This window comes from Bacillus sp. RC252 (assembly GCF_044909215.1).
Classification (GTDB): domain Bacteria; phylum Bacillota; class Bacilli; order Bacillales; family Bacillaceae_G; genus Bacillus_A; species Bacillus_A mycoides.
In genome coordinates this window covers 85125-99261 of record NZ_JBIYDV010000008.1, presented here as the reverse complement: position 1 = coordinate 99261, position 14137 = coordinate 85125, and the positions used below count along the sequence as shown (strand labels likewise).

The following is a 14137-nucleotide window of genomic DNA, read 5'->3' as shown; positions in this document are numbered from 1 at the left end:
TATTTTATATTAGGGGAGGCAATAAGGGATGAAAAAGAAACCATTTAAAGTGTTATCATCAATTGCTTTGACAGCTGTTCTAGGCTTGTCGTTTGGTGCTGGAAGCCAGTCTGTATATGCTGAAACGCCGGAGAACAAGACAGCTACAAGCCCAGTTGATGATCACTTAATCCCAGAAGAGAGATTAGCAAATGCGCTAAAAAAACGTGGGGTAATTGATTCATCTGCTTCAGGGACAGAAACAAAGAAAGCTGTCGAAAAGTATGTAGAGAAAAAGAAGGGTGAAAATCCTGGGAAAGAAGCGGCAAGTGGGGACCAACTTACGAAAGATGCATCTGACTTTTTAAAGAAAGTGAAAGATGCAAAGGCAGATACGAAAGAAAAATCAGAGCAGCCAGCAAACGGGACTACAGCAGGAACAGGTCCAGTTAGAGGAGGCTTAAATGGGAAAGTACCAACTTCACCTGCTAAGCAAAAAGAGTATAACGGTGAAGTTCGTAAAGATAAAGTACTTGTTTTACTTGTAGAGTACGCTGATTTCAAGCATAACAATATTGATAAAGAGCCTGGCTACATGTATTCTAACGATTTTAACAAAGAACATTATGAAAAAATGTTATTCGGTAATGAGCCATTCGCGTTAGAGGATGGAAGCAAAATCGAAACGTTTAAACAATATTACGAAGAGCAATCAGGTGGTAGTTACACAGTGGACGGAACAGTCACAAAATGGTTAACAGTTCCAGGTAAAGCTGCTGATTACGGTGCAGATGCTGGTACAGGTCATGATAATAAAGGACCAAAAGGACCACGTGATCTAGTAAAAGATGCATTAAAAGCGGCTGTAGATAGCGGACTTGATTTATCACAGTTTGATCAGTTCGATCAATATGATGTAAATGGTGATGGGAATCAAAATCAACCGGACGGTTTAATCGATCACTTAATGATTATTCATGCGGGTGTTGGACAAGAAGCTGGCGGTGGTAAATTAGGTGATGATGCAATTTGGTCACATCGCTGGACAGTTGGACCAAAACCATTCGCAATTGAAGGTACACAAGCGAAAGTTCCATATTGGGGCGGAAATATGGCAGCTTTCGACTACACAATTGAACCAGAAGATGGCGCGGTTGGTGTATTCGCACATGAATATGGCCATGATTTAGGTCTTCCAGATGAGTATGATACACAGTATAGCGGTGATGGTGAACCGGTTGAAGCTTGGTCTATTATGAGTGGCGGAAGCTGGGCTGGTAAAATCGCAGGAACAACGCCAACGAGTTTATCACCACAAAATAAAGAGTTTTTCCAAAAAACAATCGGTGGTAACTGGGCGAATATCGTAGAAGTAGATTACGAGAAATTAAATAAAGGTATCGGTCTTGCAACATACTTAGACCAAAGTGTTACGAAGTCAGATCGTCCAGGTCTGATTCGTGTTAACTTACCAGATAAAGATGTAAAAGGAATTCAGCCTGCATTTGGTAAACAGTATTACTACAGCACAAAAGGTGATGACCTTCATACAACGATGGAAACACCACTATTCGATTTAACGAAAGCAACGACTGCAAAATTCGATTATAAGTCATTGTATGAAATCGAAGCAGAGTACGATTTCCTTGAAGTACACGCTGTAACAGAAGATGGACAAAAAACGTTGATTGAAAGAATTGGTGAGAAAGCAAATAGTGGAAATGCAGCTACGACAAATGGAAAATGGATTGATAAATCATATGATTTAAGTCAGTTCAAAGGTAAGAAAGTGAAATTAACATTTGAGTACATTACGGATGGTGGTTTAGCGTTAAACGGATTTGCTCTTGATAATGCGTCATTAACAGTAGATGGTAAAGTTGCATTCTCTGATGATGCAGAAGGTACACCACAATTCAAATTGGACGGTTTCGTTGCATCTAACGGAATGGATAAGAAAAAGCATAACTACTATGTAGAGTGGAGAAACTATGCGGGTTCAGATAACGCATTGAAATTTGCTCGCGGTCCAGTATATAACACTGGTATGGTTGTATGGTATGCGGATTCAGCTTACACAGATAACTGGGTTGGCATACATCCAGGACATGGTTTCCTTGGTGTAGTTGACTCTCATCCAGAAGCAATTGCAGGAACTTTAAATGGCAAACCAACATTTACAAGCAGTACGCGATTCCAAATTGCTGATGCGGCGTTCTCATTCGACAAAACGCCAGCTTGGAAAGTTGTATCTCCAACGCGTGGAACATTCGTATACGATGGATTACCAGGGGTACCGAAGTTCGATGACTCTAAAAAGTATATTAATGAGCAGATTCCAGATGCAGGACGTATTTTACCGAAGCTTGGTCTGAAGTTTGAAGTAGTAGGACAAGCTGATGATAATTCTGCAGGTGCTGTTCGTTTATACCGTTAATACAGTAAAACTACCGGGAGATTTTCTTTCGGTAGTTTTTTGTGAGCAATGAATTTTATATAAAAGAAAAAATTATATATAATGTAATTTTACGAGTAAAAAAGTTCTATATAAATAATGAAAGAATTGGATAAAAATAGTGGGAGAAGGTGAATAGATGAGCATTTCTTCTATTGTAAATAAACAAAAGCAATATTTTTATAATGGATATACGAGAAGTATAGAAACAAGAAAAAATAATTTAAAAAAGCTTTATGATGGAATTCAGCGTTTTGAAGGTGAGATTTTTCAAGCGTTGAAATTAGATTTGAATAAATCAGTTCACGAATCATTTACAACAGAAATTGGATATGTACTAAAAGAGATTTCTTTTCAAATGAAGCATATTTCATCTTGGAGTAAACCAAAGCGTGTTCGCACAGCTCTTACTCATTTTGGATCGAAGGGGAAAGTGGTGCCAGAACCGTATGGTGTGACGCTTATTATCGCACCGTGGAACTATCCGTTTCAATTAGCAATTGCACCACTCGTAGGAGCATTGGCAGCTGGCAATACAGTCGTTTTAAAGCCGTCAGAGTTAACGCCAAACGTTTCAAAAGTGCTTACGAGAATGTTAGGTGAATTATTCCCAGAAGAGCTTGTATCGGTAGTAGAAGGCGGTGCTCAGGAAAGCACTGCACTTTTAAAGGAATCGTTTGACTATATTTTCTTTACAGGTAGTGTTGGTGTCGGAAAAGTTGTTATGGAAGCAGCGGCGAAAAAATTAACGCCTCTTACGTTAGAGCTTGGCGGGAAAAGCCCATGTATTGTACATAAAGATGCAAAGCTAGATGTAACCGCAAGACGTATCGTTTGGGGCAAGTTTTTGAATGCTGGGCAGACGTGTGTAGCGCCTGATTATATGTACGTTCATTCTTCAGTGAAAGAGCAGTTAATCGAGGCATTAAGACATGAAATCGCAGAGCAATATGGAAAAGATGCTTTGCAAAATGACAATTATGTACGAATTGTGAGTGAGCGTCATTTTGAACGCTTATGTACATTTTTGCAAGATGGTAAACCTGTGATTGGCGGGAATTATACGAAAGAAACATTACACATCGAGCCGACAGTGTTAACGAATGTTACATGGCAAAGTGCTGTTATGGAAGATGAAATTTTTGGGCCGATTTTACCAATTATAGAATATGACAAAATAGAAGAGGTAATTGAAACGATTCAGCACCATCCAAAGCCGTTAGCACTATATGTATTTTCTGAAGATAGAAAAGTGCAAGAGAAAGTGACGAGTAATATTTCATATGGCGGAGGATGTATAAATGATGTCGTATATCATCTTGCAACGCCATATTTACCTTTTGGGGGCGTTGGAAGTAGTGGATTAGGCAGCTATCATGGTGAACAAAGTTTTCGGACTTTTTCCCATTATAAAAGCATTTTGTCCCAATCTACAGCATTCGACATGAAAATTCGTTACTCTTCTACAAAAAGTGCTTTAAAATTCATACGAAAGTTGTTAAAATGATGATGGTGTTTATCAGTAGGCGTAGCCGTATGATAAAAACCCCTTCGCAACTGAAGGGGTTTTTCTGTTCGACATATGTATCATGCGAAAATGAATCAAACATACTACATAAAGAATAGAAGAGAACGCTGCTAAACAACCATTTTTGTTTGGATCGAAACAAAAAATAGTCTATAGAACATAAATATTTATTCATGAATATAAAAATTAAAATTTAAGGTAGATAGGACGGGAAAATGAAAAAGATTATTAAAGTTGAAGCAGTAGAAAAACATTTTGGAAATCAAGTGATTATCCCCCCTCTTTCTTTAGATATTAAAGAAGGAGAATTTTTAACAATCTTAGGACCGAGTGGTTGCGGGAAAACGACTTTACTTCGTATGATCGCAGGATTTGAAACCCCAACTAAAGGGAATCTTTTATTAGATGATGAAAAGATTAACGATTTGCCGCCATACAAGCGTCATATGAATTTAGTGTTCCAACATTACGCACTATTCCCACATATGAATGTTGAAAAAAATATTTGTTTCGGTATGAAAATGCAAAAAGTATCAGCAGCAGAACAGAAAGAACGTGCGGAAGAGGCAATGCGTTTAACGCAGTTACTTGAGTTCCGTAATCGTAAACCTTCGAAGCTTTCTGGTGGACAGCAGCAGCGTGTAGCAATTGCAAGAGCAATTGTAAACAACCCACGTGTATTACTATTAGATGAGCCACTTGGAGCGCTTGACTTTAAGTTAAGAAAAGATTTGCAACGTGAATTGAAAAACTTACAACGTAATTTAGGAATTACATTCATATATGTAACGCACGATCAAGAAGAAGCGATGAGTATGAGTGATCGTATTGTCGTTATGAATAAAGGGCATATCGAACAAGTCGGCACGCCTAAAGAAATTTACAATAAGCCGAAAACATTGTTTGTTGCGACGTTCATCGGTGAAAATAATATCGTGAAAAATGGGGAAAACTACGTAGCAGTTCGCCCTGAACATGTAAAAGTTCGCTCGGTTGAAGAGCCAATTTTAAAAGAATACCATCTTGGACATATTGAAGATATTGAATTTGTTGGAAATATGGAAAAGCTATATGTACGTGAGGAGAAAACAGCGGAATTACTAATGGCATACCAAACTGCTGAAGAAGCAACGCAGTGGAGCATTGGAGATAATGTATATGTAGGCTGGGAGCAAGAGGACGAGGTGACCTTAAATTGAAGAAAGGGAAATTACTCGCATTACCTACAGTCGTATGGCTGTTACTCTTCTTCCTAATTCCACTTCTGTTCGTATTAGCATTTGCCTTCATGCAGCGCGGAGCATACGGGACAGTGGAAATGAAATTTACATTAGATAACATAGCACGTGTGTTTGATCCATTATATATGGGGACATTATGGGAAACAGTGAAGATAGCTGTTATTACGACAGTACTATGTTTATTAATCGGTTATCCATTCGCCTATACAATTACAATTGTTGATCGTAAATATCGTTCTATCCTTCTATTATTGGCAACGATTCCGTTCTGGATTAACTTTCTTGTTCGTTCATACGCATGGATTGTTATTTTACGTTCACAAGGACTTGTAAACACATTGCTATTGAAACTAGGTATTATTAGTGAACCTTTAAATCTGTTATACAATACACCTTCTGTAATACTCGGAATGGTATATTCTTTATTACCATTTATGATTTTACCAGTGTATGCAGCAATTGAGCAGCTTGATAAGCGTAAGCTAGAGGCAGCTTATGATTTAGGAGCAACACCAGTAAAGGCATTTTGGAATGTAACAGTACCGATGACGATGTCAGGGATTACTACGGGTTCTATTTTAGTATTCGTTTCGTCTATCGGAATGTTTGTTGTATCAGACGTTATGGGTGGATCGAAAGTAGCATTAATCGGAAACGTAATTCAAAACCAATTCTTAGGTTCACGTGACTGGCCGTTTGGTTCCGCGTTATCTATGATTGTTGTTCTATTCTCTGTTCTGTTAATTTACTTATATTATCGTGCAACGAAAGTATATAAATATGATGGAAACGGAGGGGAATAGGCAAAAATGAAGAAGTTTTTAGTTTCTTATTCTTGGTTAATCTTATTGTTTTTGTATTTTCCAATGATGGTTTTAATGGTATATTCCTTCAATGATTCTCGCATTAATGCGGAATGGGAGGGCTTTACACTCCATTGGTATACAGATTTATTTCAAAAACAAGATGTTATTGATGCGTTTGTAAATAGTATTACGATTGCTCTTATAACGACAATTGTGACGACAGTTCTTGGTGTGATTTTTGCTATTGCAATACACCGTTACAAATATCGTTTTGAAGGGGCCATTAACGGTCTTGTATATTTACCAATTTTAATTCCTGATATTTTAATGGGATTATCTTTACTTATCCTATTTAGTCAATTAGGTATAGAACTTGGAAAAACAACAATTATTATTGCACACATTACATTCAGTATTTCATTTGTTGTTGTTATTTTAGCGGCACGTCTTTCTGGTATGGGACGTGATTTAGAAGAGGCTGCAAACGATTTAGGAGCGACGCCGTGGCAAACGTTTCGTTATGTAACGTTTCCAGCAATTGCACCAGGAGTTATTTCAGCCGCATTATTAACATTCACATTATCGATTGATGATTTTGTAATTAGTTTCTTCGTATCAGGACCAGGATCAACAACATTGCCATTATACATTTATAGTATGGTTAAGCGCGGAGTATCACCTGAAATTAATGCTCTTTCTACAATATTAATTGTTGTAATTGTAGGATTAATGGTGCTATCGGAAATCTTCCGTAATAAAGGTGCAGACGGTGAAGAAAACTCTGGAGGACACCTTCCTTTATAATACGAATGATATAGAAAGAACGAGGAGGTAATAAACCGATGAAATTAGTGAAGAGATTAGCTGGTATAGCAATTAGCTTCAGTCTTGCTGCAGGTGTACTTGCTGGTTGTGGTGAGAAAAAAGAAGAATTAAACATTTATAGCTGGGCTGACAATTTTGATGAGCAAGTTTTAAAAGATTTTGAAAAGAAATATAACGTGAAAATTAACTATGATAAATATGCAAGTAATGAAGAAATGCTTGCGAAATTACAAGCTGGTGGCGCGACATATGATTTAATTCAGCCATCTGATTATATGGTGAAAACGATGGCGAAGATGGACTTATTAGCGCCTTTAGATAAGAAGAACATCCCGAATATCGAGAACCTTGTTTCTAACTTTAAAACACCTGCGTTTGATCCAGAGAATAAGTATTCTCTAGTATATACTTGGGGTGTAACAGGCATTGCATACAATAAAAAGTATGTGAAAGAAGCACCTACAAGCTGGAATGATTTATGGAACGATAAATATAAAGGACATGTTACTTTATTAAATGATTCTCGTGAAGTATTAGGAATGGGACTTAAGAAAAATGGTTTCTCTAATAGTACAAAAGAGGATGCACAGTTAAAGACAGCGTCTAATGATTTACAGAAGCTACTTCCAAACTTATTAGCATTTGATACAGATAATATTAAACAAAAATTCATTACAGAAGATGCGTGGATCGGGACTGTATGGTCTGGAGACGCAGCATTTATCGCGAAAGATAACAAAGATGTAGGATACGTTGTACCAAAAGAAGGCGGCACAATTTGGGCTGACACGTTAGCGATTCCAAAAGGTGCGAAACATAAAGAACTTGCAGAGAAGTTTATGAATTACTTATTAGATGAAAAAGTAAGTGTGAAAAACTATGAGTCAATTGGTTACAGTAATCCAAATGAAAAAGCTCGTCCTCTTCATAGTAAAGAATATCGTGAAAACCACATGATTTTCTTAACGAAAGAAGAATTAGATCGTACAGAATGGCTTGTTGATGTAGACGATAAGTTAAAAGATTACGATCGTTACTGGACAGAGCTGAAAACAAAAGGTAAATAAGTAAGAAAATGCGGTTTCTAAAGTAGAAATCGCATTTTTTCATAAGTAGGAGGAAATTGTTTGAAGAAAAAGTTACATCGATATGAGTTCATGTGTATGATTTTATTACTTGCTTTATTCGGCATTATCGCTTGGAGAGTACAAGCAAGCGGAGTTACAGCAGTGGATACATATGCCCGAGAGATGGTAAAAGGATTACAAACAGAAAGCTCAATTACATTCTTCACATATTTTACAAAGTTAGGATCTGCAATTGGAGTTATAACGACACTAATTATAAGTTTGCTCGTTTTTTGGAAAAAACGTTATTATGCTGCTATGATCGTGTATCCAATGGCTATATTAACGACACATCTTGTTAATAAAGGGATAAAAGAAATTGTAAAAAGAGACCGTCCATCATTAAACGAGGCACTTGATGCACTTGGATATAGCTTCCCAAGTGGACATGCAATGCTATCTATTATGACATTTGGTTTTCTTGCCTATATCATTGCTGCCAATTTGAAGAGTGTAGCTGGGAAATATGGTATTACGATTTTGATGGGAATATTAATTATATTGATTGGATTAAGTAGAGTTATTTTAAATGTTCATTATCCGACTGATATTTTAGCTGGTTACTGCGCAAGTGGTATTTTGTTAATTATAGCAATTTATTGTCATCGTTTACTTACCGAGAGATTGGGACTTAATAACGAGAGATAGAAAAACGTCTAGAAAAACTAGTATTATAGTTTTTCTAGACGTTTTTTGTTTACGGGGAGATGTGATACAGTATAAATGACAAGTGAATTATATAAAGTAGGTGAAAATGTGTGAAGACAAATGTACATAAAATTGATAAGTGGGGGAAGTTAGGAACTTTTTTGTATCAATTTCGTTATACAGTAATTGTAGCATTACTACTACTTGCGATAGTGCTCGGTATTTTTGCTCCAAAACTTCCGGGAGTATTGGGCGGTGATGGTTTCCAAACAGAAGGGGATTATCAAAAGACGAAGGGAATTTTAGATAAAGATTTTAAGCAGTCTCAGGATACACTTTTACTCATTTTTGAGAAGAACAAGAATGCTACACATGAGGAGTTTCAAAAAGGTATAGAGGGAATTATAAAACATATTCAAGAGAAAGAAACGTATGAGTCTTTCCATCATCCGATAGAAAATAAAGTGATGCTACAAGATGATATCGGTTATGCGACGATTTTATTTTCCGGGAAAACAAATAAAGAACGAATGGAAAAGACATTACAATTTGCCGGAAAAATCGAGAAGGAAAGTAATAGCGTATTAAAAGTAACACCGACAGGATATCCGAAAATTAATCAAGAGATTAATGAAAGAACGCAAAATGATTTAAAAGTAGCAGAGATGATTGGATTACCTATTGCTTTTCTCGTACTATTATTCTCATTTGGTAGTCTGATTGCGTCTATTTTACCGATTGTAAATGGCGCGCTTAGTGTAATTAGTACGATGGGGATTTTATATTTTATAGGTAGTGATAAAGAGCTATCTATTTTCGTGTTAAATGTTGCGCCGATGATTGGGCTCGCATTATCAATTGATTTCGCACTGTTATTTGTAAATCGTTTCCGAGAGGAAGTTGCGAAGAGAACAGTGAAAGAAGCGATAGCGATTACGTATCAAACGGCAGGGCGTGCTATCGTATTTTCAGGGTTATGTGTATTCGTCGGTTTATCAGGCTTATTTTTCTTTAAGATAGATTATATTCAGTCTGTTGCTATTAGCGGGATGATTGTCGTTATTATGAGCATTTTGTTTTCGCTCACACTTCTTCCAGCGTTATTATCTTTAATTGGTAAAAGGATATTAAAAAAGAATCAGGCGGCGCCTACCCCATCAAATGTATGGCGTAAATTTGCACAGTTTGTAATGAAACATCCAATCGTCATGATTATTGTTGTTACAACATTTATTGTTATTTGTTTATTACCGCTACGTACAGCTAACTTGCAGTTTCCTGGTGTTGAAGCGTTACCTGAAAAGAGTGATACGAGAGTTGCATTTGAGAAGTATGAAGAAGCCTTTAATAAAACTGTCCAAACACACGCTGATGTTACATTAGTAGTAGAGACGAAGAAAAACATAACAGAAAAAGAAAGTTTACAAAAGATAGAGGCTGTTGTTCAAAAGTTAAAAGATGATAAGCAAGTATATAAGGTAAAAAGTGTATATGACGGGCTAAATGGAATGAAAGCAGATCAAGTTGCTGGAATATTGCAGTCGCCAGAAGCTGCGAAAATAGCTCCTGTATTTGAAGCGTATACGAAAGGAAATAAAACAACAATGGAAGTCTTTTTGGATACGAAGCCAAGTACAGAAACTGCAAAACAATGGGTTCGTGATTTCAAAAAGAATTATAAAGAAAATGATGTTACTTATTATTTGGGCGGTATGACAACGTTCCAGCAAGAGTTAGAAGATGAAATTAAAGATAAAGTTGCAATTGGTATGTCTGTTATATTTGGATCAACCTTTGTCATTTTATTATTCGCATTCCGCTCTATACTCATTCCAATTAAAGCTATTATTATGAACGTACTTAGTTTAAGTGCAACAATTGGAATTGTTATTTGGTTATTTGAAGGTGGCCATTTCGGATTAGAAGAGAGTTCAGTTTTATTTGTATTACCAATCTTTATTTTCGGCCTCGTATTTGGGCTTAGCATGGATTATGAAGTATTTCTTATTTCACGTATTCATGAGCTCTATGAAGAAACAGGAGATAACGATCAAGCAACGTTAGAAGGACTTGTATCGACAAGTAGAATCATTACGTCAGCTGCTTTAATTATGATTGTTGTTACCGGTGCGTTCGCCTTTACTGATATTTTACCAGTAAAGCAGATGGGGCTTGGGGTTGCATTAGCAATATTTCTTGATGCAACAATTATCCGTCTTATGCTCGTACCAAGTTTAATGAAATTGTTTGGGGATTGGAACTGGTGGCTACCATTTCGAAAGAAAAGAGAAAAATCATCATAACAAACTCATCTATAAGATGAGTTTGTTTTATGAATAGCAGGGCCTATATTTTGCGCATAGTATGTGATAAGAAGATTACATACAAGTAGGTGAAGGCAATGTTTCGTTATTTTAAGTTTAAGCTAAATGATACAGTACAGTTTGCTGAAAACGATGGGCATATGTATCGCATTGTCGGTTATCGGTTAGAAAAAGGGTTTTACCCAAAAGATGAATGGACTCATATTATTTATGAACTACTTAGAGAATTTGACGGGTATACGATGGATGCGGAAGAAGAGGAAATTGTAAAAGTTATTCAAGTAGAGGATGAGTATTATAAAATACAAGAAGTATCGGGGTATCGTTATCCAGTAAAAATGAAGCAAAAGCAGCAAGTTATGAAAGGAGAGAAAATAGACGACTTATTAGATACGTACAACGACTATAAACGATTGGCGGATTTCTTTAAAGATTTGTTGTATGAACAAAAAGCTGAAGAAGTGTTGCAGGAGATGAAAAGGTTTAGAGCGTGAGGGGACAGTCGATTATAAGACTGTCCTCTATTTTTGACGGTGCATCAAAGTATGTTTTCCGTTACAATGAGAGAATCAATAGAAATAAGGTGATTATAGTATGGAAACAAAGAAAAAGGGCGAATGGTGCGAAATTACGGTTCCAGCGACGTGGAATGGTATAAGTATTGAGTCGTTGTTAAAAATGGAATGGGAAGTACCAAAAAAGTTATTACATCAACTTCGTATGGAAAAAGGTGTTACGGTTAACGGAGAACAAAGGAGATGGAATGAACTTTTAAAAGAAGGAGATAAGTTACAAGTTCATATGTTTATGGAGGAGGAGTACGGCGTAGAGCCGGAATATGGTGAATTAAATGTAGTGTTTGAAGACGATCACGTACTCATTGTAAATAAGCAGGGGCAAATGGATACACATCCTTCTGAAAAAAATGGGACGGGAACACTTGCCAATCTTGTTGCTTTTCATTTTCAAATGCAAGGTTTAGAGACGAAGGTTCGGCATATCCATAGATTAGATAAAGATACGACAGGTGGTGTTGTATTCGCAAAACATAGAATTGCGGGTGCAATTATGGATCGTTTATTAATGGAACGGAAAATCAAAAGAACGTATATGGCACTTGTTGAAGGAAAAGTAAAAAAGAAGCAGGGGACAATTGATGCAGCTATCGGAAGAGATCGACATCATGCTACAAGGCGTCGTGTTTCTCCAAAGGCAGACCAAGCTATAACGTATTATAAAGTAGAGAAATATTTTAAAAAACAAAATGCGACGCTCGTAACGTTACAGTTAGAAACCGGTAGAACGCATCAAATTCGCGTTCATATGAGCTATAATGGAAATCCATTAGTTGGGGATGTATTATATGGTGGGCAAACAACATATATGTCCGGGCAAGCGTTACATGCGATGAAGATTAATTTTTTGCATCCGATTACGAAAGAAGAGATCGTTGTTGACGTACCTTTCCCTACAAATTTAAACGATACAATGAAAAAATTTGAAAGAGAAAATGGGTAAAGTGTAAATTTAAAGTTGAAAAAGGTAGATTTTTGCAGGGATTTCTCTAAAAGAGGCGAAGCCGTTAAGAGAAAAGAGAGGTGAGAATTACTTGATCAAATATAAATATATGCTAGGGACATTTTTCGCTTGTCTTTCACTTACTCTATGTATTTATCCATATTTACCAACTCGTATGGCAGTGCATTGGAACGAGAATGGTGGAGCTAACGAGTTTATGAGTAAACAAGTTGTCGTATTATTTATCCCTGTCCTTATTATTATTTTACATGGATTAGTATATGTTATTTTACATAATATATATAAGTTTAATGAAGGGGAGTACTTCATTATAAATGGATTTATAAAGAGTATTACTTTATTTATGATGTTTGTCCATATACTAATTCTCTTTATTAATTTGGGAAGTATTATATCCTTTCAGACAGGACTAACGATAGGAATTAGTATGTTTCTTTTTATGTTTAGTAAAGTGTTTAAAAAGGTGAAGGATAGAGAGAAAGAACCGATCAAATTACAAAAAATCCGTTTAGTTAGTAGGCGAATCTTTCAAGTGATGGCATGTAGCATATTATTTTCTTTGCTTTTGAGCCTGAAGTGGGGATTTTACTTGTTAATTAGTGTAATAATTTGCGGGGCTATTTTATTTATGTTCTATATTTTATACGCATACATATTAGAAAGCTATGAAACATAAAAAAAGAGTCTTCTAGGAGAAGACTCTTTTTCTATTTATTTCGTAATAAATTGTTGTGTCCAGTAGTTTCCGCTTTCTACATAGCCAACACCGATATGAGTGAAGCCACTATTTAAGATGTTTGCACGGTGTCCAGCACTGTTCATCCAAGCTTGTACAACTTCTTCTGGTGTACGTTGACCTTGGGCGATGTTTTCACCTGCAGATTTATAAGAAATACCAAATTTCTTCATCATGTCAAACGGAGACCCGTATGTAGGGCTGTTATGATCAAAGTAGTTGTTTTTTTGCATATCTTCAGACTTAATGCGTGCTACTTTGCTTAATTCAGTATCGATTTGTAATGCTGATAAGCCTTGTTTTGTACGCTCTGCGTTTGTTAATTCAACAACACGTTGTTCGAATTCGCTTAAAGATTTTGCTTCTTCAGCAGGCTTTTGTTCAGCTGGTTTTTGAGTTTCCTCAGCAGGCTTTTGAGCTTCTGGCTTAGCTGTTGGTTGTTCAGTAACAACATTTTCAGTAGGCTGTTGACCAGGAATGAAGCAATCTTGTTGGAATTGACCTTGATTCCATTGTGCTAATGATTCAACTCCCATAGATTGTAAGAATGCTTGTAATTCTTGTTGGCTCATTTGCTTCATCATCATTTTTGAATGCTGAATATTTTGAACCTTTATGTTAGATGGTTGTACTGTTGCAGCTTGTGCATCTAAAGAAGATACTCCTAAAGTAAGAGCTGTTGCAGCAGCTACAGATAATAAAACACGCTTTTTCATGATGTGTGTCCCCCTATATAAAGTTTTAATTTGTTTTCACACGATTTGTTTTTGACAGCCTGTCTGACTGACCAATTCATCGTAGCATACAATTTGCGAGAAAAAAGATGGAAAAAAATTCATAGACGTAAAATATTCCTAATTTATCCTAAGAGGAGGAAAGGGATGAAATAAGAGAAACATAGAGTATAAAAGGAATTTTTAGCATTTTTA

12 protein-coding genes are annotated in these 14137 nt (G+C 36.3%); 11 read left to right on the top strand and 1 reads right to left on the bottom strand.

The window, feature by feature from the left end:
• Positions 1 to 28: 28 nt before the first annotated feature.
• From inhA1 to ABH960_RS13495, 11 genes are all read left to right on the top strand, one after another.
• The gene (inhA1, locus tag ABH960_RS13545; protein ID WP_098167303.1) at positions 29 to 2416 is read left to right on the top strand and encodes a M6 family metalloprotease immune inhibitor InhA1; all 2388 of its coding nucleotides are present in this window, start codon (positions 29 to 31) and stop codon (positions 2414 to 2416) included.
• 157 nt (positions 2417 to 2573) lie between these two features.
• Entirely contained in the window at positions 2574 to 3941 is a 1368-nt protein-coding gene (locus tag ABH960_RS13540; RefSeq protein WP_107886983.1) for an aldehyde dehydrogenase, read from the top strand.
• Between the two features lie 236 nt (positions 3942 to 4177).
• Positions 4178 to 5161: a spermidine/putrescine ABC transporter ATP-binding protein PotA gene (gene potA / locus ABH960_RS13535; RefSeq protein WP_113937745.1), complete on the top strand. Its 984-nt coding sequence runs from the start codon at positions 4178 to 4180 to the stop codon at positions 5159 to 5161.
• Complete coding sequence (gene potB, locus ABH960_RS13530) at positions 5158 to 6006, top strand: spermidine/putrescine ABC transporter permease PotB (protein ID WP_002126118.1); 849 nt, start codon at positions 5158 to 5160, stop codon at positions 6004 to 6006. Before potA ends, potB begins: the two co-directional genes overlap by 4 nt.
• Positions 6007 to 6012: 6 nt before the next feature.
• A complete protein-coding gene (potC, locus tag ABH960_RS13525; RefSeq protein WP_002135065.1) occupies positions 6013 to 6813 on the top strand; it encodes a spermidine/putrescine ABC transporter permease PotC in 801 nt (266 codons plus the stop codon).
• Positions 6814 to 6851: 38 nt separating this feature from the next.
• On the top strand, positions 6852 to 7901 hold the full coding sequence (gene potD / locus ABH960_RS13520) for a spermidine/putrescine ABC transporter substrate-binding protein PotD (protein ID WP_016093032.1): 1050 nt from the start codon (positions 6852 to 6854) through the stop codon (positions 7899 to 7901).
• 60 nt (positions 7902 to 7961) lie between these two features.
• Positions 7962 to 8609 (top strand): phosphatase PAP2 family protein, encoded by a 648-nt coding sequence (locus ABH960_RS13515; RefSeq protein ID WP_113937746.1) that lies wholly within the window; start codon positions 7962 to 7964, stop codon positions 8607 to 8609.
• 110 nt (positions 8610 to 8719) lie between these two features.
• Complete coding sequence (locus ABH960_RS13510) at positions 8720 to 10912, top strand: MMPL family transporter (RefSeq protein WP_404445736.1); 2193 nt, start codon at positions 8720 to 8722, stop codon at positions 10910 to 10912.
• Between the two features lie 98 nt (positions 10913 to 11010).
• Complete coding sequence (locus tag ABH960_RS13505) at positions 11011 to 11427, top strand: histidinol dehydrogenase (RefSeq protein WP_404445733.1); 417 nt, start codon at positions 11011 to 11013, stop codon at positions 11425 to 11427.
• A gap of 100 nt (positions 11428 to 11527) precedes the next feature.
• Positions 11528 to 12451, top strand: coding sequence for an RluA family pseudouridine synthase (locus tag ABH960_RS13500; RefSeq protein ID WP_404445730.1), 924 nt, complete (start codon positions 11528 to 11530; stop codon positions 12449 to 12451).
• A 91-nt stretch (positions 12452 to 12542) separates the two neighbouring features.
• Positions 12543 to 13148, top strand: coding sequence for a DUF1648 domain-containing protein (locus ABH960_RS13495; RefSeq protein WP_404445727.1), 606 nt, complete (start codon positions 12543 to 12545; stop codon positions 13146 to 13148).
• A gap of 35 nt (positions 13149 to 13183) precedes the next feature.
• Here ABH960_RS13495 and ABH960_RS13490 read toward each other — a convergent pair whose 3' ends face one another.
• Positions 13184 to 13924 (bottom strand): CAP domain-containing protein, encoded by a 741-nt coding sequence (locus ABH960_RS13490; protein ID WP_404445724.1) that lies wholly within the window; start codon positions 13922 to 13924, stop codon positions 13184 to 13186.
• Positions 13925 to 14137 lie beyond the last annotated feature (213 nt).